General features: G+C 70.1%; 17 protein-coding genes and 3 pseudogenes. 9 read left to right on the top strand and 11 right to left on the bottom strand.

Annotated elements, in window-relative coordinates; translation table 11 throughout:
* Positions 1-129: 129 nt before the first annotated feature.
* A pseudogene (locus G9Q41_RS19960) lies at positions 130-656 on the bottom strand (toxin-antitoxin system HicB family antitoxin).
* 175 nt (positions 657-831) lie between these two features.
* Positions 832-1053, bottom strand: a pseudogene (locus tag G9Q41_RS22790) (hypothetical protein); the annotation flags it as partial.
* Between the two features lie 110 nt (positions 1054-1163).
* Here G9Q41_RS22790 and G9Q41_RS19955 point away from each other — a divergent pair.
* A complete protein-coding gene (locus G9Q41_RS19955) occupies positions 1164-1571 on the top strand; it encodes a hypothetical protein (protein WP_165633787.1) in 408 nt (135 codons plus the stop codon).
* A 266-nt stretch (positions 1572-1837) separates the two neighbouring features.
* Here G9Q41_RS19955 and G9Q41_RS19950 read toward each other — a convergent pair whose 3' ends face one another.
* The 3 genes from G9Q41_RS19950 to G9Q41_RS19940 all read right to left on the bottom strand — a co-directional run bounded on the left by G9Q41_RS19950 (position 1838) and on the right by G9Q41_RS19940 (position 9681).
* Complete coding sequence (locus G9Q41_RS19950) at positions 1838-2020, bottom strand: hypothetical protein (protein WP_165633786.1); 183 nt, start codon at positions 2018-2020, stop codon at positions 1838-1840.
* 114 nt (positions 2021-2134) lie between these two features.
* The gene (locus G9Q41_RS19945; RefSeq protein ID WP_165633785.1) at positions 2135-3310 is read right to left on the bottom strand and encodes a geranylgeranyl reductase family protein; all 1176 of its coding nucleotides are present in this window, start codon (positions 3308-3310) and stop codon (positions 2135-2137) included.
* Between the two features lie 53 nt (positions 3311-3363).
* Positions 3364-9681 carry a type I polyketide synthase gene (locus tag G9Q41_RS19940; RefSeq protein ID WP_207631575.1) on the bottom strand — a complete coding sequence of 2106 codons (6318 nt, stop codon included), beginning with the start codon at positions 9679-9681 and terminating at the stop codon, positions 3364-3366.
* Positions 9682-9903: 222 nt separating this feature from the next.
* Here G9Q41_RS19940 and G9Q41_RS19935 point away from each other — a divergent pair, with 222 nt between their 5' ends.
* Positions 9904-10398 (top strand): nitroreductase/quinone reductase family protein, encoded by a 495-nt coding sequence (locus G9Q41_RS19935; RefSeq protein ID WP_165633784.1) that lies wholly within the window; start codon positions 9904-9906, stop codon positions 10396-10398.
* A 90-nt stretch (positions 10399-10488) separates the two neighbouring features.
* The gene (locus G9Q41_RS19930; RefSeq protein ID WP_165633783.1) at positions 10489-11109 is read left to right on the top strand and encodes a CHAP domain-containing protein; all 621 of its coding nucleotides are present in this window, start codon (positions 10489-10491) and stop codon (positions 11107-11109) included.
* A 120-nt stretch (positions 11110-11229) separates the two neighbouring features.
* On the opposite strand, the gene G9Q41_RS19925 is transcribed toward G9Q41_RS19930, so the two are convergent.
* The gene (locus G9Q41_RS19925; protein WP_092520856.1) at positions 11230-11610 is read right to left on the bottom strand and encodes a hypothetical protein; all 381 of its coding nucleotides are present in this window, start codon (positions 11608-11610) and stop codon (positions 11230-11232) included.
* A 370-nt stretch (positions 11611-11980) separates the two neighbouring features.
* Here G9Q41_RS19925 and G9Q41_RS19920 point away from each other — a divergent pair, with 370 nt between their 5' ends.
* Positions 11981-12382 (top strand): hypothetical protein, encoded by a 402-nt coding sequence (locus tag G9Q41_RS19920; protein ID WP_165633782.1) that lies wholly within the window; start codon positions 11981-11983, stop codon positions 12380-12382.
* Between the two features lie 174 nt (positions 12383-12556).
* Here G9Q41_RS19920 and htpG read toward each other — a convergent pair whose 3' ends face one another.
* Positions 12557-14467 carry a molecular chaperone HtpG gene (gene htpG / locus G9Q41_RS19915; protein ID WP_092520855.1) on the bottom strand — a complete coding sequence of 637 codons (1911 nt, stop codon included), beginning with the start codon at positions 14465-14467 and terminating at the stop codon, positions 12557-12559.
* A 368-nt stretch (positions 14468-14835) separates the two neighbouring features.
* Between htpG and G9Q41_RS19910 the strand changes: the two genes are divergently transcribed.
* Positions 14836-15267, top strand: coding sequence for an SRPBCC family protein (locus G9Q41_RS19910; RefSeq protein WP_165633781.1), 432 nt, complete (start codon positions 14836-14838; stop codon positions 15265-15267).
* Positions 15268-15307: 40 nt separating this feature from the next.
* Positions 15308-16300 carry an IS481 family transposase gene (locus G9Q41_RS19905; protein ID WP_017972455.1) on the top strand — a complete coding sequence of 331 codons (993 nt, stop codon included), beginning with the start codon at positions 15308-15310 and terminating at the stop codon, positions 16298-16300.
* Positions 16301-16521: 221 nt separating this feature from the next.
* Here the strand turns inward: G9Q41_RS19905 and G9Q41_RS19900 are convergent, their stop codons facing one another.
* Positions 16522-16998, bottom strand: coding sequence for an MSMEG_6728 family protein (locus G9Q41_RS19900; RefSeq protein WP_165633780.1), 477 nt, complete (start codon positions 16996-16998; stop codon positions 16522-16524).
* A gap of 505 nt (positions 16999-17503) precedes the next feature.
* Between G9Q41_RS19900 and G9Q41_RS19895 the strand changes: the two genes are divergently transcribed.
* From G9Q41_RS19895 to G9Q41_RS22465, 3 genes and pseudogenes are all read left to right on the top strand, one after another.
* Entirely contained in the window at positions 17504-17695 is a 192-nt protein-coding gene (locus tag G9Q41_RS19895; RefSeq protein ID WP_175454966.1) for a hypothetical protein, read from the top strand.
* Between the two features lie 29 nt (positions 17696-17724).
* A pseudogene (locus G9Q41_RS19890) lies at positions 17725-18579 on the top strand (IS5 family transposase).
* A 34-nt stretch (positions 18580-18613) separates the two neighbouring features.
* Complete coding sequence (locus G9Q41_RS22465; protein ID WP_278250938.1) at positions 18614-18745, top strand: hypothetical protein; 132 nt, start codon at positions 18614-18616, stop codon at positions 18743-18745.
* 66 nt (positions 18746-18811) lie between these two features.
* On the opposite strand, the gene G9Q41_RS22785 is transcribed toward G9Q41_RS22465, so the two are convergent.
* The 3 genes from G9Q41_RS22785 to G9Q41_RS19870 form a co-directional block, all read right to left on the bottom strand.
* Entirely contained in the window at positions 18812-20698 is a 1887-nt protein-coding gene (locus G9Q41_RS22785; RefSeq protein ID WP_165633779.1) for a LamG-like jellyroll fold domain-containing protein, read from the bottom strand.
* A 340-nt stretch (positions 20699-21038) separates the two neighbouring features.
* The gene (locus G9Q41_RS19875; RefSeq protein ID WP_165633778.1) at positions 21039-22187 is read right to left on the bottom strand and encodes a M20 family metallopeptidase; all 1149 of its coding nucleotides are present in this window, start codon (positions 22185-22187) and stop codon (positions 21039-21041) included.
* Positions 22184-23617 carry an aldehyde dehydrogenase family protein gene (locus G9Q41_RS19870; protein ID WP_165633777.1) on the bottom strand — a complete coding sequence of 478 codons (1434 nt, stop codon included), beginning with the start codon at positions 23615-23617 and terminating at the stop codon, positions 22184-22186. The genes G9Q41_RS19875 and G9Q41_RS19870 overlap by 4 nt, the downstream gene beginning before the upstream one ends.
* Positions 23618-23685 lie beyond the last annotated feature (68 nt).

The raw sequence follows: 23685 nt of genomic DNA, 5'->3' as shown, positions 1-23685 counted from the left end.
GCAACGACAGAGACCACCCGAGCCAGGGGGAGATGAAACACCCAAGGGGGATGAGACACAGGTGTCCCCTCAGCACGAGCAGGTAAGACACCCCGCAGGTCACAGGGATCCGTGAGGAAGAAGGCGTCGTCAGCGAACCCGGCCGGTGAAGCGCTGCTGGGACCGTTTTCCTGAGCTGCTCTGCTCAGCGCGCCGCTCCTGATCGGCACACTGCAGGGCGGACAATGCCGCTTGCATCAACCAGGCATTGACCGAGCACCCCTCCTTCGCGGCAGCCTCCTCGACCACGGCCTTGAGCTGCTCCGGAAGGCGTACGTTGACCCGCGTGGCCGGGCCGTCCTCGGCGATCGGCGGACCGCTGTCCGGCGCGGCCTCCGTGCCGCCTTCGGCCGCGCCCTGTGGTGGCTCAGCGAACGACGAGGTCACGACGAAGCTCGGCTCCCGCCCGCGCAGGCGCAGCCCCACCGACCCTGGGGACAGCTCCCGGGTGATCACGTCGGCGGCATCCGAAAGCACACTCAACAACGTCATCCGGATCGCCGACTCGAGTGACCCGGTCAGACGCTCCGCCAACGCCCGCGCCTCCTCGTCACCGCCGGCTTCGGCCAGCGTGGCGAACTCTCGTCCAAGGTTGCCACATGCGGAGTCAAATCCATGGCATCATCGCAGGCCTAAGTGACTCACTTTGGACACCACGTGGCACCACCCGGCGTCGTTGCAAGACAAACGCTGGTCAGGCGCGGATACGATGGAAGACGCCGCAGGACTCGCCGATGGCCGCCCCGCGCACGGCCCTGGAAACCGAATCGCCCCGGCCCGCCCTCGAGCCGGTTACAGGCCACGATGCCCCGATTTCCCCGGACGACAGCACATCGAGCGCGCTCGTCCCCTCCCCAGGAGTCCCACTGCCGGGCACCGAGTTCGCCGGAACTTCGGGGCGTTGGTCGAGGATACGGAGAACAGCTCGGTGGGATCGGTGATCGTGTACTCGCCGGTGGCGCGCATCCGCCGCAACTCGGCTTGCTGCTCGGGCAAGAGCTCGGGCTGTTTCCCAGAGCTTGCCCCCGACCTTCGCGACGCCCGTGCCTCACGGGGACACACGCACAGGAAAGTGTCGATCCGCCACGACCAAAGTCAACGGCGCTGACTGACATGCTCGGGACATGCGCGATCGAAACTACGGACGACGCGCGGCGTGGCACACCAGCATGACCGTCGCGCTAGGAGTCGCCACCGCGGGGTGCTGGCTGGTCTGGTCCGGACTGGCTGGTGAGGACTACGGCGCGTCATGGCGGATTGCTGGTTTTCTGACCTTCTTGGCCCTGATCGTGGTAGCCGCTGTCCGGTGGCTACACCCGGCCATCACGATGCTGGTGATACCAGCAGTGTTCGGCCCCGTGTACTCCGCGACCGTCGTCGACCAGGTCGGCCCGAAATGGGTCGGGCCGCTGGCGCTCGTCCTCTCGGTTGAGCTGCTCTGTGGCACCGCGGTGGTGGCATTCGTCGCCGACTTCGTATGGCGCAAAGTTGCGCGCGATCCCCCAACCAGCAGAACCCTGCGGCGCCGCTGAGGCCGACCACCACCTCCGTAACCGCGTCGCCCCACCACGAGAACCACCCCTGGCCTTTCGAGTTCACCCACGGGAACACGAGGGTTCGACGCGGGTCCACGGGCATGTGGGAACACCGGTTTTACCGGCCAATACGGACGGTTGGTCCGGCGGGAGCACGAGCCCGACGACCACCCAGCGGCGGTGCCCCGACGGAGGCACCGCCGCTGGGTGTGCCTGCGAATCGCGGATCCCCGTGTTGGCGTGACCCGATGGTCGAACGGGGCTCAGGCGACCACGGCAGCTTGCCGGTGGGCGAGGTATTTCGCGGGCTCACCGGAGATCAGCACTTCGAGGTGAGTGCGGTTGCTCCTGGAGTGCAGCCGCAGAAATCGCCCTCGGCGCACCTCGAGCACCATTGCCTGGGCCGCTGCCCGCGCGATACCGAACTCGACGGACAGGGCTTCCACGCCACGCGCCGCTGCCTCCGGGCCACGCGGAACGAACCCGGTCAGCGGTTCCGCGTGGGGCCGCAGCCGCCAGAGGAGTTCACTGCTTCCGCGCCGTCGCCGCGAAACGCGGTCTCAGCTGAGCGCGGCGAGGGCGGACAGCAGGGGACGGACACCGGGATAGTTGACGATCTCCGGAATGGTCTTGCGCCCGGTGAGGTAGTCGTCCACGCGCCGCCACACGAGGGGAACCCCAACCAGCGCCGCGTGGACCACTGCGGGCCGCGCGAAGTAGATCTTGGCCAACTTCTCGCTGGCATACATCTCGGCTGCCAGTTCACGTTCGACGGAACGCGCGTAGTCGCGTTCGGCGGCCTCTGTGTCGGACCGCGTGGCCGAGCCCGCGATCGCGACCGCGGACCGCCCCGCCAGCTCCCCGGAGCGCATCGCGAAGGAAATGCCCTCGCGCAGCCAAGGATCGGCCAACCCCGCCGCATCGCCCGCCACGATCGCGCGGTTGTGGGCGAACGGCGAGTCGGCGTACCGGCAGCGGGTCAGATGCCCGGTGTCGTGGAGCGGCTCGATCCCGGAAAACCCCTGGCGCTCGACGAAATCACGCATGTACCTGCGCGTCTCGTCCGGACGGCCGCGGCTGCCCACCACCCCCACGGTGCTGATGTCGCCCTTCGGGAACACCCACCCGAACGCGCCGGGGAAAGGCCCCCACTCCAGCAGCGCGCGCCCCGCCCAACGGCGCGACGTGGGGCTGTCGACCGGCACCTCGATCTCCAGGGCCAGGTCCACCTGGCGGCACCGCACCCCCACGAACCGCGCGACGCGACTCGCGCTGCCGTCCGCGCCCACCACGGTGCGCGCGTGCATCACCTCGCCGTTGCCGAGCCGCAGCGACACCCGGTCCGCACCGCTCTCGACGCCTTTCACGAGGCACTTGTCGCGCACCGCGACACCGGCCTGCGCGGCTCGCTCGACCAGCGCCGCGTCGAACTCGCTGCGAAACACCATCTTCGCCAGCGGCGGGCGGGAGGGCATCGTGCGCTCCCGCCTGCCGTGCATGGACAGGGTCACGCGGCTGAGCTCGTCGCAGATCCGCACGTCCGCGCCCTCCGGCAGGGCCGCCAGCGATGCCCCCACCAGCCCCCCGCCGCAGGTCTTGTACCGCGGGATCGCCTCCCGCTCGAGCAGCAGCACGCTGCAACCGCTCTCGGCCGCGATGCGTGCCGCCGTCGCTCCGGCCGGGCCTGCGCCCACGACCGCGACGTCCCATACCGTCGAGTGCGTCGTTCGCGACATGCTGCGGATTCCCCTTCCTGGTGCGGTGATCGAAGGCGTCCGGCTCCGCGCGCTCACGCGTCCGCGGGGCCGGTGGTGCCGTCGAGGAGCCCGGCGAGGTACGCGGCGAGCGAGGACGGCTCCGGGCGGGCCCACAGCTTCTTCGTCGGCACCCGGACCCGGAGCGCCTTGTCGAGCCGGGTCCGCAGCTCCAGCCCCATCAGCGAGTCCAACCCGTAGTCGAGCAGGGACCGGCCCGGGTCGACACCGGCCGGGTCCAACCGCAGGATCGCCGCCGCCTGAGCGACGACGAACTCGGTGAGCAGGTTGACAGCACTGGCCTCGTCCGCCTCGGCGATACGGGCCAGCAGCTCGTGGTCGGTACCGGACTCGTCCCCGTCACCACCGGACCGCGTCATTTGCGGCGCGAAGAACGCGGAGCCGCGTGCTCGGTCGCCGACCGCGTCCAGCCAGCTGCCGTCGGCCAGCGGCAGGTATCCGGTCCGGGCGCGCGCGTACCGGAGGATCCGCTCGCAGGCCTCGATGCCTTCCGCCGGTTCGATCATCGCGAACCCGCGATCGGCCATGTCCGCGCCCCGGCCGTGCTCGGCCCAGGCGCCCCAGGACACGCTGGTGGCGGCGAGCCCCCGGCAGCGCCGGTACGTGGCCAACCCGTCCAGGAACCCGTTGGCCGCCGCGTAAGCACCTTGCCCGGGATTCCCGATGAGTGCGGCGGCCGAGGAGAACAGCAGCAGCCAGTCGAGCTCGCCCTCGTGCCCGCCCGCGCCGAGCGCGTCGTGCAAGTGCCACGCCCCGAGCGCCTTGGGGCACCACACCCGGTCCGTGCCCGCGGCGTCGAGGCGGGACACCACGCCGTCCTCGACGACCGCCGCCCCGTGGACGACGCCGCGCACCGGCACACCGTCCGCTCCTGCCTCGCCGAGCAGCCCGCGGGCGGTGTCCGGCTCGGTCAGATCGCCCAGCACGACCCGCACATCGGTGCCCGCCGCGCGCAGCTCGTCGAGCACACCGGCAGCCGCCTGACCCGGCTCCCGACGCCCGTTGAGCACCACCCGTGCCGCGCCGGCCTCGCTCAGCCAACGGGCCACCAGCAGGCCGAGCCCGCCGAGTCCGCCGGTGACGACGTAGGCGCCGCCCGCCCGCACCACCGGCACGTCGTCCGGCTCCACCGGGACCTGCCGACTTCCCTCGGTGGGGATGCGCAGCACGATCTTGCCGATGTGCCTGCCCGCACCGAGCGTGCGGAAGGCCGCGGAGAGCTCGTCCACCGAGTAGGTGGTCAACGGCAGCGGGACGAGGCTGCCGTCTGCCGCACCGCGCTCGATCTCGCCGAGCATGCTCGCGGTCAGCGCGGTGAGCCGGTCGACCACGAGGTTGAGATCGATGCTGGCGAAGGTGAGGTTGTGCCGGAACGGCGCGAGGCTGATCCGGTGCTCGGCGTAGATGTCCCGCTTGCCGATCTCCAGGAAGCGGCCCCCGGCCCGCAGCAGCGAGATACCGGCCCGCTGGGCGGCGCCGGTGACCGAGTTGAGCACCACGTCCACCCCCGCACCGCCGGTGGCGGCCAGCACCTGCTCGGCGAAGTCCAGCGAACGCGAGTCCATCACGTGTTCGACGCCGAGTTCGGCGAGATAGGCGCGCTTGTCCGGGGTACCCGCTGTGGCGAAGACCTCCGCTCCTCTCGCGCGTGCGATGTGGATCGCGGCCAAGCCCACGCCGCCGGTGGCGGCGTGGATCAGCACCCGCTCGCCCACCTCCAGGCGGGCCAGGTGGTTCAGCCCGTACCACGCGGTCAGGTAGACCGCAGGCATGGTGGCGGCTTCCTCGACCGAGACGTGCTCGGGCACGGCGAGCACGTTTCCAGTGGGCACCGTCAGGTGCGAGGCGAGCCCGCCCCACATCATCGCGGCGACGCGGTCGCCCGGACGGTACTCGGTGACTCCCGCTCCGACGCGGGAGACCACTCCCGCGCAGTCCGCTCCGAGCGGCGGCGGATCGTCGTCCACGGTGTTGTACAGGCCCATCGCGTTGAGCGCGTCCACGTAGTTCAGGCTCGCTGCGTGGATCTCGATCTCCACTTCGCCGGGCCCGGGACGCACCCGTTCGCGGGCGGCGAGTTCGAGCGTGTCCAGATCTCCCCGGCGCGCGGTCTGCACACCCGCACCGTCCCGGCCGAAGTGGACGGTCTCTCGGAGACGTTCGTCCACCGACAGCGGACTGTTCCGCAGACGCGCGAGATAGCGCACGTCACCGCGCCACGCGACTTCGTCCTCCTCGACGGGGGCGTCCAGCAGCTCGCCGACGAGCCGGGCGGGATCGGTGTCCACGCCGTCGACTACGGACACCCCGAGTTCGGGGTGTTCGTGCCCGATCACCTTGGCCAGACCGCGCAGCGGCGCCTGCGCGAGGTTCGTGCCGTCACCGCCGAGCACCTCCTGCGCGTCGTGCAGCACGACGGTCAACGCCGACGATCGGCCGTGCTGCCCGTCGACGAGTGCCTGGGCCAGCGCCGTGAGCCGGCCCACCCGCTGCCGCGAGGTCGCCGCCGGGTCGCGCCGATCGTGCTCCGGCGAGGTCACGAAGGCCACACCGTCGACACCGTCCGAACAGGAGAGCACCGCCGAGCCCAGCTCGTCGGGCTCGTCGACAGCCAGCACGGTCGCGGTGCCGCCTCGCGAGCGGAGTTCGTCGGCGAGGCGATCGGCGCGGGACTGCCCCGCGGGCTCGGTGACCAGCAGCCACCGCCCGGCCGCCGCGCGCGTCGCCTGCGGTGCGGGCGCCTCGTCCCACTCGACGGCGAGCAGGCGCCGCTCGAACACCCGGTCCGGCGCGTCCTCGGCCGAGGTGCCGAACCGCACCTCGCTCACCTCCACCAGCACCGTGCCCCGCTCGTCCACCAGCTGGGCCTGGCCGAGTCCGGAGCGGTCGCCGGACTCGTGCACCGCGGCCACGCAGTAGCGGGCCTCGCGCGCATCGCCGAACACCCGCAGCGTCCCGATGCCCAGCGGCAGGAACAGGCCGCTCTGGTCCATCAACGCCGGGTGCGCGGCGATGGTCTGCAGACACGCGTCCAGCAGCACCGGGTGCACCCGGTAGGAGTCCGCCTCCGCGCGGCGCTGGGCCGGCAGCCGCACCTCACTGACGAGGCCGCTCCGGCCCCGGCCCTCGCGGTGAATCGCGGTCAGCGCCGCGAACCCCGGCCCGTGCTGGATGCCCAACCCGCGCAGGTTCGCGTAGTAGGCCTCGGGGTCCTGCCACTCGGTGTACTCGGCCAGCAGGGCGGCGAGATCCAGCCGCTGCGGCGCCGCCTGCTCGTCGAGGGCCCGGGCGTGGCCGTGGGCGTGGACCACGGCGCCGCCGTCGACACCGCGGCCCAGCACGCTCACCTGGCCGCGGTGCTCGGTGGTGCGCTCCACCGTGGTCGACAGGGTCACCGAGTCGTCCAGCACGCAGGCGTTGTCGAAGGACAGTCCGCACACCTCGACCGCGGAGTCGGCGCCGAACACCTCCTCGGCCGCGGACAGCGCCATCTCGCCGTAGCCCGCGGCCGGCATCATCGGCGTGCCCCGCACCCGGTGCTCGGCCAGCCACGGGTGGGTGTCGGTGCCGATGTCGGTCTGCCAGACGTGCTCACCGTCACCGCGCGGGGTCTCCACGTGCGCGCCCAGCAGCGGGTGCCCCACCGCGGGAGCGGACCGCTCCGGCCCGGAGTTCATCAACCAGCGGTGGTTCCAGGTCGGCAGCGGCACGTCGAGCAGCCGCCCCTCCGGGTGCCGCGCCGACCAGTCGAGGCGACCGCCCGCGCAGTGCACCGCACCGATCGCCGAGAGCACCGCGGCCGGATCGTCCTCGTCGCGGCGCAGCGCCACGGACACGGCCACGTCCACCTGCCGCGCGGCGGCGGTGTCGCCGATCGCGCGCGTCAGCAGCGGATGAGGGCCGAGCTCGGCGAACACGCGGTGCCCGTCGTCGAGCGCGGCGGAGACCGCATCGGCGAAGCGCACGGGACGGCGCAGGTTGTCCGCCCAGTAGGCCGCGTCGAAGGACAACCGCGAGCTGTCCTCGCCCGGCAGCACCGTGCTGTAGAAGGCCACCTCGGGACTGCCCGGAGTCAGCGTGCACAACGTGGACAGCAGAGTGTCCAGGATCGGAGCGACCTGCGGCGAGTGCGAGGCCACGTCCACGGCCACCTCGCGCACCATCCGATCGGCCTCGTCCCACCGCCGGACCAGCCGGGCCACCTCCTCCGCCTCACCGGCGACCACAGTGGACTCCGGTGCGGCGACCACGGCCACGACCACACCGCGCGCCCCGGCCGCGGCGAGCTCGCGCTCGACCTCCTCGGCGGGCAGGTCGACCGAGGCCATCGCCCCCGCCCCGGACAGCTCCAGCATCAACCGCGAGCGCCTGCAGACCACCGTCGCCCCGTCGGTCAGCGACAGCGCCCCGCTGACCACCGCCGCGGCGACCTCGCCCATCGAGTGGCCGATCACCGCACCCGGCCGCACGCCGTGCGAGCGCCACACGGCCGCGAGACCGACCTGCACGGCGAACAGGGCGGGCTGCACCTGGTCGATGCCGGTGACCACCTCCTCGGCGCAGAGCTTGTCGCGCAGCGAGAACCCCGACTCGGCGAGCACCACCGGCTCCAGCTCCTCGACGGTCTTGGCGAAGGCGGGCTCCTGCTCGAGCAGCCGCCGCCCCATGCCCGGCCACTGGGCACCCTGCCCGGCGAAGACCCACACCGGGTCGCCCTCGCGCCCGGCGGCCGCGGTGCCCACGGCAACCCCCGGAGCCGGATCACCCCGCTCGACGGCGCGCAGCCGCTCGACCAGCTCCGCCCCGTCGGAGGCGGCCACCGTCGCGCGCGCCGAGCAGTGCCCGCGCCGCACCCCGGTGGTGTGGGCCAGATCGGCCACCGAGACGTGCTCGGCCCGCTCCATCCACGAGGCCACTCGGCCGGCCGTGTCGGCCAGCGCGCGCGGCGAACTCGCCGAGAACGGCACCAACAGCGGCGCACGCCCGGAGCAGGCGGACTCCGGCTCGGCCGCGGGGGCCTGCTCGAGCAGCACGTGCGCGTTGGTCCCGGAAAAACCGTACGAGGACACCGCCGCGAGCCGGGGCCCGTCCCCGACCGGCCACGGCTCGGTCCGCGTCGGGACGAACAACCGCGTGCCCGCGGGATCGATCTCCGGGTTCCACCCGGTGAAGTGCAGATTGGCCGGGATCTCACCGTGCCGCAACGCCAGGACCGCCTTGACCGCCCCCGCCATGCCGGAGGCCGTCTCCGCGTGGCCGATGTTCGTCTTCGCCGAGCCCAGCGCGCACGGACCCGCGTCCCCGTGCCCGTAGCTGTCGGCCAGCGCGGCGAACTCGATGGGATCACCGACCGGGGTGCCGGTGCCGTGCGCCTCGACCAGACCGACCCGGCGCGGGTCGACCCCGGAACGGGCGATCACCTGCTGCTGCAGCTCGCGCTGGGCCTCCCCCGACGGGGCCGTGATGCCGTTCGAACGGCCGTCCTGGTTCACACCGGACCCGCGCAGCACGGCCAGCACCCGGTCACCGTCCCGCTCGGCGTCGGCGAGCCGCTTCAGCGCGAGCACCCCGCAGGCCTCGGCCCGGACGAACCCGCTCGCGTCGACGTCGAACGCCCGGCAGCGCCCGGCCGGGGAGAGCATCCCCCAACTGGAGAAGGCCACCGTCGTCTCGGGCCCGAAGATCAGATTGACCCCGCCGGACAGCGCCAGGTCCGCGTCACCGACCTGCAGGCTCCGCGCCGCGAGATGAGTGGCGACCAGACCGGACGAGCACGCCGAGTCCAGCACCACGCTGGGCCCGCGCAGCCCGAGCAGGTAGGAGATGCGCCCGGCCGCCATGCTGCGCGCGTTGCCGGTCATCGCGTAGGGATTGGTGAACAACTCCCCGCGGGGAGTGCGCATCATGTAGTCCTGGCCGGAAATGCCCAGGAACAATCCGGTCGGCGAATAACCGAGATCGCGCGGCCGGATACCGGCGTGCTCCAGCGATTCCCACGCGGTCTCCAGCAGCAGGCGGTGCTGCGGATCCATCGCCTCCGCCTCGCGCTCGGACAGGCCGAAGAACTCCGGGTCGAACCCGCCCACGTCGTGGACGAAACCACCCCACTTCGACACCGTTTTCCCCGGAACACCCGGCTCCGGGTCATAGGCCTCCTCCACGCTCCACCGGTCCGGCGGAACCTCGGTGACCATGTCCCGGCCCCGGCGCAAAACCTCCCAGTACGCCTCGGGCGAATCCACGCCTCCCGCGAATCGACAACCGATGCCGACCACGGCGATCGGTTCGTACTTCGGCCTGCTGAACGATGCTTCCGCTGCGCTTTCGGACACGCGGGAAATCTATGTGCCAACCGGCCGTCTTCAAGTCGCTCAATCGGGCAACAATGCGCTGGGCACCCCCGATTGAGGGATTGAAGGAACAGCTGCTCCCCACAGATCATCACGATCGTGTCAGCCCGGCAACGCACACCCCCGACACCTTGGCCGCGACGACTCGCCAGCCGGTTGAGCCACCGAGCGTGGGTGTGCGAACTGGCCCGGAAACTCACCGCCGTGGAACGCCGCGCGCTGCGCAGCACCGGCGGACGGCACAGCCTCAGCGGGTCGCTGGGCGTGCCGCTGCTCCTGCTGTGGACCCGCGGCGCCCGCACCGGACGGTGGCGCAGCGCCCCCCTCGTGCACACGCGGCTCGGGGACTGCTACCTGGTGCTGGGCTCCAACGGCGGACGCCCGGAACATCCGCAGTGGACAACGAATCTGCTCCGGAACCCGCGGGCGTGGATCACCGTCGGGGGAACCACCGTGCCGGTCCACGCGCACCCGGTCACCGGCGGCGAGCGCGCCGCGCTGTGGCCGAGCGCGCTCGAGACCTGGCCGCCCTACCGGACCTACACCCACAGGTCCGGCAGACAGCTGCGCATGTTCCGCCTGACCCCCGACCACCGGAGCAGCCCCGGCACCTCCACGGCCGCGGCCGACCCGACCGAGACCGACCCGGCCGAGATCACGCAGCGGCACGCGCAGCGCAACGTGGTCGGCGACCGCTGACCGCGCGGGCCGGGCCGAGGTGCTTGCCACCGCGGAGGGACGGGTATCACCAGGGTGAACCCGGCAGCACCAGGCGGAAGGAGACAGCCTGTGGAGCACCGTGGTGATCGGACCCGCGAACCGGGCACACGCCGGCCCCGCAGGGGCGTGGCCGCGCTGAGCGCGGTGACGAGCCTGGCCGCAGCGGCCGCGACCGCGGTGGCCGTGCTCGCACCGTCCCCGCCCGAGGAGCCGGCGAGGCAGCAGGCCGCACCGGTGATCACGGCCACGCCCGGAACCGTGCAGGAGGAGATCGTCACGGCCGCGCGGGCCGAGCTCGGCACCGCGGAAACCGCGAAGAACTGCCACAAGTACTCCGAGCAGTGCGTCCCCTGGTGCGCGCTGTTCGCCATGTCGATCTGGGAACGAGCCGGCGTGAACGTCGAGAGCGAGGAGTACGCCTTCACCGGCGACGTCTACACCACCGGACAGACCAGGGGCACGGCCTACGGCCGCGCGCACCTGGACACGACCCGGCCCGGCGACGTGCTGCTGTTCGGCACCGGCCCGGCGACCCCCGACTCCAGCCCGCACATCGGCGTGGTCGAAAAGATCCGGGGCGAGAAGGTCACCCTCATCGAGGGCAACACCGGCGACAACCCCGACAGGGTCATGAGCAAGACCCACCGACTCAGCGAAGCCACCTTCTACGGCGGCGTGCGCCCCTGGTGACCACGGCCGGGGATTCGTTGGTGGCGGCGTGGCGGGGTGCGCGGTGCGGTCGGGGTCGTTCGACGCGGAGACTCTCCGCTGGACGGTTCCCGAGTCGTCGTGGCCACCGCGGCGCGCCCCTCAGAACCCGCCGGCCTCGTCGGACCGGTGCGTGGTCGTCTCCCGAATGTGCTCCACTTCCGCCCAGTAGCCCTGGGCCTGCGCAAAGGCCTGATCCAGCACGTACCGCAGATTGCTGAGATGCTCGACGGCCCTGTCGAGCGCCTCGTGAGGGTGATCGTGCAGGGCTTGCCGGTAGAGACGGTCGCGGTCGATCTCGTCGATCTGGCCCATCAGCTCGCCCGCCACCCCGGCCATGGCACCGAGCGTGCCGACCAGGGCCGAGCCGTAGGCGGTCCAGTCCATCTGATCCAGACGAGTGTGCTGCTGGGCTTGCACCGCCTCCTCGAGCTCGGCCCGTGCCTTGTAGATCGCTTCCAGCGGGTGCTCCTGCGTGCTCACCGGTCCATGCTCCCGCGGCAGCCGAGCACGTGCCCGCCGAATCCGCAGGTGGCACCGGACCGACCCCGCAGTCGAGCACGCGCCCCGCCCCGACCGGAGAACACGACGAGATGCTCATCGACATCACCGCACGATCGCGTGTTCCGGAAACGATCCACGACGGCGGAATTCACGACACCGAGCATTCCTGCGGACGAGTGCGTCCACCACCCTCGTCCGGATGACGGGGAAGCATTCACTCTGGCACGAGGGATCGCACCGGAGCATACCGATCACTCAGAAAGTACGCAGCAGAACCACGGAGGCCTCGGAGAATTCAGCGCGTCCGCTTCGTGCTGCTGCACACCCCGAATCACGAAGGTGATCGACGTTGAACACGAAAAAGTACTTTCCCGTGCTGCTGGCCGGCATCATCGCCACGAGCGGATTGACCGCGGCGACACCGTCGCTGGCCAGTGACCAACAGCAGCGGGCGACTCCCCGGTGTCACCTGACAGCATCGGAACCGACCACGGACGGCCGCTACATCTACGCGACAGGAGGCAGGAAGGGATGCGGCAACCGACTCGAATGGGTGACCGTATCGCTGTGGCGCGACATCAACAACCTTCCTGACTCCCTCGCGAAGAGAAGACAGATAAACGGCCCCCGAAACGGAACATGGCAAATTTCCGCAAAATGCCATTCGGCTGATGACAAGTGGCCGTACTACACGATCGTCCGCAGCGCCAAGGGATACACGGTCCAATCCGCTCATCCAGTATTGTGCTGACCGGTGGCCCCGCCTGCTCGCGGAAAAACCGGTGGGAGAGCAGCCCGCGTGAATCCTGGCCGCCAGGAGCGGCAACTCCCCCGTGAGCAACTCCGCTCGACCCGCCAGGCCCCGCCACACGCCCCTGCCGGGGCCGGAAAGCGACCGCTTGCCGGCCCCGACGAGGCGAGGGGATCACAGCGTCCGGGCGAGCCTGTTGGCCAGCAGACTGGTGAACTGCGCGGGCTCGCGAAGCTCACCGCCCTCGGCCAGCAGCGCCATGCCGTGGACGAGCTCGGCCGTCTCCTCCAGCTCCTGGCTCTGGCCGTTCTTCTCGTAGGAGTCGCGCATCCCGCTGACGAGGGAGTGGTTGGGATTGACCTCGAGGATGCGCTTCACCGGCGGCAGCTCGTGGCCCATGGCGCGATACATCTTCTCCAGGGTCGGCCCCATGTCCTGGCTGTCGCTGACCACGCAGGCCGGTGACGAGCTCAGACGCGAGGACAGGCGCACCTCCTTCACGTCGTCGGCGAGCTTGGTCGTCATCCAGGACAGCACGTCGGCGAACTCCTGCTCCTGCTGCGCCTTCTCGGAGTCCTTGCCGTCCTCGTCCTTCTCGTCGAGATCGACCTGACCCTTGGCGATCGACTGGAACGGCTTGCCGTCGAACTCCGGCACCGACTCCACCCACATCTCGTCGACCGGGTCGGTCAGCAGCAGCACCTCCAAGCCCTTGTCCCGGAAGGCCTCGATGTGCGGGGAGTTCTCGACCTTGGACCGCGAACTACCGGTGATGTAGTAGATGCTGTCCTGGCCCTCCTGCATCCGCTCGATGTACTCACGCAGCGTCGTCTTGTCGTCCGCATCGTGCGTGGACTCGAAGGAGGCGATCTCCAGGATCTGCTCGCGGTTGTCGACGTCGTTGAGCAGCCCCTCCTTGACGGCCTGACCGAACTGCTCCCAGAACTTCGCGTAGCTGTCCGGGTCCGAGCTCATCATGTCCTTGACCGTGGACAGGACCTTCTTGACCAGGCGCTTGCGCATCATCTGGATCTGGCGGTCCTGCTGCAGGATCTCCCGCGAGACGTTCAACGAGAGGTCCTGGGCGTCCACCACACCCTTGACGAAGCGCAGGTACTCCGGCAGGAGCTCCTCGCAGTCGTCCATGATGAACACGCGCTTGACGTAGAGCTGGACACCGCGCTTGTGGTCCCGCGTGAAGAGGTCGAAGGGAGCGACCGAGGGGATGAACAGCAGCGCCTGGTACTCGATCGTGCCCTCGGCCCGCAGGTGGATCGTCTCGAGCGGATCGTTCCAGTCGTGGCTGATGTGCTTGTAGAACTCGCGGTACTCCTCCTCGGCGACCTCCTCCTTGGGGCGCGCCCAGAGCGCCTTCATCGAGTTGATCGTCTCGACCTGCCGCGTGGTCTCGCCCTCGGAGTCGGTGCTGTCGACCTCCATGCGGATGGGCCACGAGATGAAGTCGGAGTAGCGCTTGACGATGTTGGTGATCGTCGTGCTGTCGGTGTAGTCGAGCAGGCTGTCTTCCTGGTCCTCGGCCTTCAGGTGCAGCGTCACCGCCGTGCCCTGCGGGGCCTCCTCGACCGTCTCGAGGGTGTAGGTGCCCTCACCGGTCGAGTCCCACCGGGTGCCGGTGGTCTCGCCCGCCCGCCTGGTCAGCAGCGTCACCCTGTCGGCGACCATGAAGCTGGAGTAGAAGCCGAGCCCGAACTGCCCGATCAGCTCCTGGGCGGCCGCACCGTCGTTGGTCTCCTTGAGCTGCTGCAACAGCTCGGCCGTGCCCGACTTCGCGATCGTGCCGATCAGGTCCTGGACCTCGTCGCGCGACATCCCGATGCCGTTGTCGCGCACCGTCAGCGTGCGGTTCTCCCGGTCGGCCTCGAGCAGGATGTGCGGATCGGAGGTGTCCACGTCCAGGTCCTTGTCACGGAAGGACTCCAGCCGCACCTTGTCGAGCGCATCCGAGGCGTTGGAAACGAGCTCGCGCAGGAACGTGTCCTTGTTCGAGTAGATGGCGTGGACCATCAACTGCAACAATTTGCGAGATTCCGCCTGGAATTCGAACGTTTCCGCCTGTGTACTCACTGATCCCCTTTCCCGAAATCACGTTTCCCGCGCCTCGCTTCGAACGGCGACACGGGTACGACCAGGATTATAGGAGCTCGCACGAGCACGACGGTCATCCCGCCCGCCCCCGGTGGGGGTGAATTTCGACCACGCGAGGCGTTCGCAGTGAAACAGCCGGAACACTCCGGGACCGTCCCGGAGCTACGCCGAGATCTCCCTGCGAAGGACCACTCAGCCCACGACCGCACCTCCGTGACCGACGAGGCACAGCGTCGCGCGGCGGGCGCACACCAGCGCGTGACTCACACCCCCCTCGTTATGATGCTGCGTGTTCAATCGGGTACGAACCGGGCGGAGAAGCCTTCGCTCCGGTATAACAATCGGTCATGGGTGACTACCAACACAGCGCCACCGTGCGCACCGACGCAGCGTCCTTGTTCGAATACCTCGCCGACGTGAACCGGCTGCCCGACTACTTCGAGGGAATGGTCTCCGTCGAGTCCACCGGGCAACACACCGTGCACACGGTGGCCCAGGTCGAGGGGCAACGCCGCGAGGGCGAGGCCTGGCTCGAAATCGACACTTCGTCCCGCTCGATGCGCTGGGGCACCGAGGGCGATAATCAGTACCACGGCGAACTCGAGGTCGCCGAGGCCGGAGACGGACAATCCACTGTGACGGTCTCGCTGCACACCGAACGGGCCGATGGTCCAGGAGTCCGCGCGGGTTTGGAGCAGACCTTAGCTGTTGTGTTCGGTGAGGTTGGTGACAGTGGCCGGATGCTGACGATGGGCGGGTCTTCCCCGCAGGGTGTGTAGCGCGAACTCATGCACCCGTCAGCGGAGGAAGACCCGCACGATGCACCGTAACGCGCCGTTGACGCCGGAGGGACGCCGTCGCCTGGTCCTGCGCGTGACCGAGCGGAAGCGACCGATCGGACACGTGGCTGCCGAGGCCGGCATCGCCCGGCAGACGTTGAGCAAGTGGGTGGGCCGGTATTGCCGCGAGGGCGAGTCCGGCCTGATCGACCGGCGTTCGAGACCACATGCCAGCCCGAACCAGACCCCGGCCAGCACGGTGGCCCGGATCGAGCACCTCCGGCGCGAGCACAAACTGAGTCCTCGGTTGATCGTGCGTGAGCTGGCCGGCGAGGGCCGCGAGGTCGCGCTGGCCACGGTGCACCGGTGGCTCGTTCGCCTCGGCATCTCCCGGCTGCGAGATCTGGATGTCACCGGCAACACCCAGCGGCGCGTGCGCCGTATCCACCCGCGCGAGCCCGGCCACATGCTGCACGTGGACGTCAAGAAGATCGGGGCGATCCCCGAGGGCGGGGGCTGGCGCATTCATGGCCGAGGTAGCAAGCAGGATCGACATGCCCGGCGGCAGAAGGTCGGCTACCGCTACCTGCACACCGCCGTGGACGGCTATACCCGGTTGGCCTACACCGAAGTCCTGCCCGACGAACAGGGCCGCACCGCCGCCGCGTTCCTCGCCCGCGCACGCGCCTTCCTCGCCGCGCACGGCATCCACACCATCCAACGTGTGATCACCGACAACGGGCCGTGCTACCGCTCACGGGCCTTCACTCAAGCCGTTCCCGTCAACGCTGAGCATCGCCGCACCCGGCCACACCGGCCGCAAACCAACGGCAAGGTGGAGCGCTACCAGCGCATCCTCACCGCCGAATTCGCCTACGCCCGCGCCTGGAACAGTGAAACCGAACGCAACCAGTATCTACACCGCTGGAACATCCACTACAACTACCACCGCGCACACACCGCGATCGGAAACCAGCCCCCAGCCTCAACCACCCCACACCGCGTCACCAACCTCCAGATGCAGAACACTTAGCCAACATCAAACGCCAGATCGAGGGAAGAAGCACCAACCCCGCATGAGCCCACCGGGAAAACCGCCGTAGGTACGAGCCCGGCGAAGCCCCCGAAAACGGCCATTCGGCGGCACCCCACGCCATACGGTCGAGCAACAAGACAGCCGCGAGGGCAAGCCAGCTCCCGCAGGGTTCTCGCCGCAGTATGAGAAAAGAACTCGCGTTCCTTCGGAACGGGAGCTCACGGCGTGCGGCGCGGCCTGTCGGACACCGGCCAAACGGCGGGGAGATCGGGAGGCACGTCGGGAAACCACTCCTCGTAGTACTCGGGGGCTTTACGCACCAGCGCCGATTGGTGGGCGCGGTGAAACACCGGATCACCGAGCCACGGCGGCAGCTCCCCAGCCTCGGCCAGCGCGTCCTGCGTGCGCACGCTCTCCAATCCGAGACTGCTGGACAGATCCGCTCGCAGCGACGCGGCACACGTGTCGGCTCGCCCGGTGGCACACCAGACCCGGCAGATCTCGAGACCATAGCGGGTCAGTGCCTCCTCGTACCCGGCCCACATGCTCGCGGCGGGGTGATGGCGCCAACCGTAATGGACGACGGTCAGGGCACGCAGCACCTGCAACGCTTCCACTCGCTGCTTGCCCAGCCGCTGTGGATCGAGGACTCGCGCGACCGCCGCGAAATCCGGCCAGGGAAGGAACGTCTGCACGGTACTCCTTCCGGAAAGATCTTCCGAACCGAGGTTTCCACTGGACCGGTGCCCCGCGCCACTACGAGGCAGCTAAGCACACGAGCGCCGAGCACGCTGCGGGGTGGCCGAGCCCCCGAGCAATGGGGCGGGGTGGCACCTCGGCGTGAGATCACGGCGGGGAGGGCGTGGTGCGAGGAATACGGTCGACGCACCCCGCGAACGAGGCAGCCGCGGCTCACGGCGTGCCCGCTGACCTTCACGGAACGGTACGCGCTCACCGAGACGTCAGCAGGGCTGGGAGCCACCCACCGTACGGGGAGGGCAGAGACGGCGGGAGGAGGATGTCCTCGGCCCTCTCGAGCAGCTCCCCGAAACAGCGGTGCCGAAGGTACTGGTCCTCACCTATCTCCGGGCGCGCTCCCCGGAACCGGATTTCCACGCGCGCTTCTTCGACCCCGATGCCCCCGCTCACGCCCGCCACGTACATGCGGAAGTGGCACGACAGTGGACAGGATGGTTAGAAATGGGCACGCATACCCGCGCCGGGGAACTCGACCTCCGGACCGAACAGGCGGGCCAAAAAACGAACGCCCTGCTCATCGGCGGACTGGACGACACCGTGGAGTCCTGGCAGTTCCAGCTCGGCGGGCTCTCGGACCGCTATCGCCTGCTCGCCTTCGACAACCGTGGAGCGGGGCGGACGGCTAGAGCGTGACTGATGGATCTTGGTTTCGTTGGTTGGGTGTGTCGTACGGGGAGTTGTCAGGTCGGGAGTGGGCGCGGTTGGAGCCGCTGTTGCCGCAGGTGAAGCGCCAGCGGGGTGGTCGGTGGCGAGAGCACAGGCAGGTGCTCGAGGGCATGATCTTCAAAGATCGCACCGGCTGTCCGTGGCGGGACCTGCCGGAGCGGTTCGGCCCGTGGCAGAGGAGTGCAGCACCGGTTCTACCGGTGGGCCGAGCAGGGGATCTGGGATCGGATCGTGACTGAGCTGCAGCGTGCCGCCGACGCCGCCGGTGAGCTGGATGGGACGGTCAGCATCGACTCGACCGTGGTGCGGGCGCACCAGCACGCCGCCGGAACAGAAGGGGGCGTTCACAAGCCCTCGGACGCTCCCGCGGTGGGCTGAGTACCAAGATCCACCTCGCTGTTGACGGGCATGGTCGGCCGTTGACCGTGCTGGTGACTCCGGGGCAGGCCGGTGATGCGCCGCAGTGTCTGCCGCTGCTGGAGGGGCTATCCGTTCCTCGTAGCGGTCGTGGACGCCCTCGTTCTCGGCCGGTGCGGGTGCTCGCCGATAAGGCGTACTCGTCGCGGGCGATCCGGACTCATCTGCGGCGTCGGGGTGTTGCGGCCACCATCCCGGAACCAGCCGATCAGGCCGGGCACCGTCGCCGGCGTGGCTCGCAAGGCGGACGGCCGCCCACGTTCGATCCCGTTGCCTACCGACAGCGCAACGTCGTCGAACGGGGCATCAACCGCCTCAAGCAATGGCGCGGCATCGCTACCCGGTTCCACAAGAAAGCCTGCTACTTCCACGCCAGCCTGACACTGGCCAGCATCCTCATCTGGCTCCGGACTCAACCATCAGTCACGCCCTAGCCCGGCGATCCCCGACTCCAGCCACCACATCGGTGTGGTCGAGAAGATCCAGGGCGAGAAGGTCACACTGATAGAGGGCAACACTGGGGACAACCCCGACAGGGTCATGAGCAAGACGCACGAGCTCGGCGAGAACACCTTCTACGGCGGCGTGCGCCCCTGGTAATGACCCAGTGGGCACCGGGCCGGCCGCGCTCCTCGTGACCCGCCCGTGCCTCGGGGCCTCGTCCGATCAACGCCCCCACCCGCTGCCGGAGCCCACCGCGCTGAGGAACTCCGCGGGCCGCAGCGCGCGGGCGGTGATCCGGGCGTCGCCCAGCGAACCGTGGAACCCCTGCCCGTAACGCCCCGCGCTCTGCTTGCCCCCGAGCGCGAACGGCTCGCCGAGCGTGGTGATCCCCGTCGACCGGGCGGTGGCGTTGCGCACCACCTGCGAGCGGTCCACGTACACGGTGGTGTGCCCGCCGTCGTTGACCACGGCCACGTGCACCCACTGCCCGAGCGGCAGCGCGTGGCTCCAGCACGTGGGATCGTCGTCGACGTTGTGCGGGTACACCACGAACTGGAGGAACCGCTCACTGGACAGGGCGAGGCTGCACGGCGCGTCGTCGGGCGAGTAGCCGCCGTTCTTGCCCGCGTCCCCCGCGCGGCCCTCCCAGCCGAAAACGCCCATCCAGGCGTGCGACCCCCGGAATGGATCGGGCAGCTTGAGGAACGTCTCGATGGTGTAACCCCGGGTGAAGCCCATGCTGTTGATCGGCGCGTCCTTCCCCGTCCGCAGCACCGCTCCCCGATTCGGGTCCTGGCCGCCGTCGAACCGCAGGCTCGCGTGCGCGGGCGCGGCGTCGTGGTGCTCGGCCGAGAAGGTCAGCACCTCCGGCGGCCCGTCGTGCAGGCGTTGCACGGTCAGGTCGTTGCCGTTGCCGCTCAGGTCCCGCGCGACCGCGCCCGCCGCCACCGGGGCACCGTCGTCGCCGGCGACGAAGCCCGAGCGGTCGAACCGCCAGTAGGCCACGGTGTCGCGGCCCAGCACCTCCGTGGCCGGGCGCTCCCACGAGACCGGTGGGGCGAACCCCGCGAACCGCTCCGCGAAGTCGATCTCGACGCCGAACCGGTCCACGGTCGTGGTCAGCTCCGCGTTCTCGGCCTCCAGCGGCGCGAGCCGGGCGGCCCGCTGCTCGCGCAACCACGGCGAGAACGTCTCCACGTCGATCATCCCGCGCGCCGGGTCGAACGAGTACGACCGGATCATCCCGGCGCCGCCGTAGTAGCGGTCCTGGTAGTTGGCCAGGTGCAGGTGCACGGCGTTGCCCGCGTCGTTGGTCAGCGTGGTGCGGCCGCACGGCCAGTAGTGCCCACCGATCGCCAGAAAGATCTGGTCGTTGCCGCGGATGAGCCCGTCCCATAACCCGCGCCCGTGCTCGGACAGGTGCGCCATCCCGTCGTCGTCGGCCCACACCAGGTCGTGGGTGGTCAGAATCGCGGGCAGCTCGGGGTGCTCGTCCAGCACGCCCTGCGCCCACCGCATCCCGCGGTCGGAGACGCGCCAGTCCAGCGCGAGCAGCAGCCAGCGCCGCCCACCTCCCTCGAAGAGGTGGTAACTGTTGTAGCCGTCCGGCGAGGAGCCTCCGTACGTGCTCATCCCGGCGAACCGGTCCGGCCCGAACGTCCGCAGATAGGGCGTGTCACCGCGCTGGTCGTCGCCGGAGACGTCGTGGTTGCCGCCCAGCACGCTGTAGGGCAACTTGCGGCCGATGCCGCGGAACACCTCATCGGCGGTGCGCATCTCCTGCTCGGTGCCGTGCTCGGTCACGTCGCCGAGGTGGGCCAGGAAGGCCACCTGCTGCTTCTGATGCCGGTGTGCCACCCACCGCAGCCCCGCGCGCACCGGTTCGGGATCCGAACCGCCCTCGTCGATCAGGTACTGCGTGTCCGGCATCACGGCCAGCGTGAAGCCGGAACCGTCGGAGTGGCCGCGCCCCCGTCCCTGCGCGGCGGCCGAGTCGGCCGCGGCACCGGTCGCGGTGACCGACGAGGCCGCCACCGCGGCGGAGGTGCCCGCCGCGGCGCGGAACAAACTGCGGCGGGTGACGTCATGAGAGCCGGAAGATCTGTCCACGGTGTTCTCCTAGCGGGTTGTGGTCGCCGCCAGCCTGGTCACCGCGCCTGGCGCGGCGGTAACGCGCGACCGAACCCCGCCCCACGACCGGATGAGAACGAGCCATCGATGGCGCTGAGCAGGCCGAGTGAGCACACCGCGTGGAGCAGCGCTCTCCGACGGTAGTGCCCCTCCGGGACGGCGATGCGGCTCACCCCGATGTTCCTTCGGCGTGCTCGCTGCGCAGCACCACCACCAGCGTGGTGATCCACTGTGGACACAGTTCGCCCCGAGGTCCTCCAGCGTCCGGTCTCGACCGGACTCCCCTGATACCGCCCCACGCCGCGGCACCGGTGCCGACTCAACCGCCGACCGCACCCGTGGTGGCGAGATCGACGGCGGTCCAGGCCATCGCGGTGGCCCCGTCGAGAACGGCGCGATCGGCCTCCGGGGTGATGCAGGCGGCGGTGAACTCGGGCTGGTGATTGACCGCGGGGTGGCAGTCGAGCCCGAGCATGGGATGAATCGTGGGGATCCGGTGGGAGACGTTGCCCATGTCGGTGGCCGCGCCCGCGATCCCCGCGGGCAGCTCGGGAAAGGTGCGGCCGAGCGCTTCGGCATTGGCCCGGTACAGCGCCAGCAGCTCCGCATCGGGACGCAGGTCGGCATAATCCGGCCCGAGGGGCCAGGTGGTCAGCTCGGCCCCGGTTCCCAGGGCACCGGCCTCGAAGCAGCGTTGCACCCGTTGCTTCAACTGCGCCAGCGCCTCCGGGGTGTCCGAACGGACGATCCACCGGCCACGGCTGCTCTCCGGGATGACGTTGGCCGCGGAACCGGCCTCGGTCACGATGCCTTGAACGAGGTCGACGCTGCGGGTCTGCTGGCGCAGCAGCCCGATGGCCACCTGCGCGATCGTGAGCGCGTCGGCGGCGTTGATGCCGAGCTCGGGACGCATCCCCGCGTGGGCGGACCTGCCCCGGTAGCTCACGTCGAACTGGGCGGTGGCAACCCCCGGCATCGCGGTCGTCTCGACCGCGGCGGGATGCACCATCATGGCGGCGTCGAGCCCGTCGAAGGCACCGCGGTCGAGCATGAACACCTTGCCACCACCGCCCTCCTCGGCCGGGGTGCCCAGCACGGTCACGGTCAACCCCAGATCGTCGACGAGCTCGGCCAGCCCGATTCCGGCCCCCACGGCAGCGGCCGCGATGACGTTGTGCCCGCAGGCGTGGCCGAGCTCGGGCAACGCGTCGTACTCGGCACAGAAACCGAGGTGCAGCGGCCCGGAACCGACCGTCGCCCGCACCGCGGTCGGCAGACCGCAGCAACCGTGCCGCACCTCGAAACCGGCCGTGCTCAACGCGTCGGCGACCCAGGCGCTGGCCCGCTCCTCCTCGAAGGCCAGTTCGGGATGGGCGTGGATGCGGTGCGAAAGCCCCACCAACGGCTGAGCGGACTCGCGGATCCGCCGTTGAACGGCGCTCCGGGCCCCGGCGCGGCTGAACGTCATGCGGTGCTCCGCGCCGGGGCTGCCGCGATGTGCACCGAGGCGGAACGCGTGGCGGCATCGTAGGAGGCCCGGGCACCGGTCGCTCCCATCCCGCTGTCACCGGCCGGTTCGTACACCATCTCCGGACCACCGCCCTGCCACTGGTTGACCCAGGTCACCCCGGCGGGAATGCGCTCGGCCGCGGCCATGTGCTCCGGGTCGTCGGTGTAGACGGTCGCGGCGAGCCCGAACCGCGAACGGGAGGCGCGCTCGATCCCCTCCTCGAACGAGTCGACAACGACGACCGGAGCGAGCGGACCGAACGTCTCCTCCGTCATGACCAGCATCGACTCGTCGACGTCGGTCAACACGGTGGCCGGGTAGAAAAACCCCCTCCGCTCCGGCACGACTCCTCCGGTTCGGACCGTCGCACCGCGCTGCACGGCGTCGTCGACGTGGTGCCGGACGAGATCCCGCTGACCTTCGCTGACCAGCGGGCCCAGCACCGTGTCGGGCGCGCGGCCGTCACCGAAGGCGTACGTTCCGGCCACCTCCACCAGCGCCTCGACGAACTCCGCGGCGATAGCGCGGTGGACGTAGACGCGCTCCATCGACGTGCAGATCTGGCCGGTGTTGACGAAGGCCCCGAACGCGACGGCCGAAGCCGTGGCCACCGGATCGACCCCCGCATCGACCACGACGGGATCCTTGCCGCCGAGTTCGAGGACCGACCGGTGCAACCGCTCCCCGGCACCGGCACCGACGCGACGCCCCGCCCCGACCGAGCCGGTGAAGTGCACCAGCTGGATCCGCTCGTGCTCGGCCAACGGTTGACCGGCCCGCACGTCCCCGAGAACGAGGTTCACCACCCCGGCGGGGAGGTCAAGCAGCTCGAACAGGCGCGCGACGGCCATCGGCGAGCGCTCCGAGGGCTTGACGACCACGGTGTTGCCCGCCGCCAACAGTGGACCGAGAATCCCGAGCACCATCGCCACCGGGAAGTTCCACGGCGTGATCACTGCTGCGGCACCCAGCGGATGCCGCAGCACCCTGACGCGACTGTCGTCCGACACGACAACGGTCCGCTCGAACTCGTAGGACAACGCCTCCGTGGCCGAGTTCTTGAGCGTGTCCACCGCCCCCTCGACGAAAGAACGCCCCAGAGCAACGGGTTTGCCCATCTCCCGGCACTCGAGCTCGGCCAGCTCCTCGGCGTGCTCGGCGATGACATCGGCCCGGGCGCGGATCCACGCGACGCGCTCGGCCACGGGCAGTTCGGCCCAGGCGGACTGCGCCCGGTGAGCCGCCTCGACCGCGCGGTCGACGTCCTCCGGCGATCCCCCCGGCACGCGGGCGATCGCCTCCTCGGTCGCGGGATTCAGCAGATCGAACGCCTCCGGGCTCGCGGAGTCCCGCCACCCGCCGCCGATCAGGTTCTGCAACGTCCGCATGCCAGCAGTGCTCCTTCGCTGTGTCTTGATCCCCGGGAGTCCGCGGACCACGGGCCGGGAGGTCCGCC

This window comes from Actinopolyspora sp. BKK2, from assembly GCF_011291845.1.
Taxonomy (GTDB): Bacteria; Actinomycetota; Actinomycetes; order Mycobacteriales; family Pseudonocardiaceae; genus Actinopolyspora; species Actinopolyspora saharensis.
The sequence above is the reverse complement of the archived record's forward strand: the minus strand, read 5'-3'. Positions and strand labels throughout refer to the sequence as shown.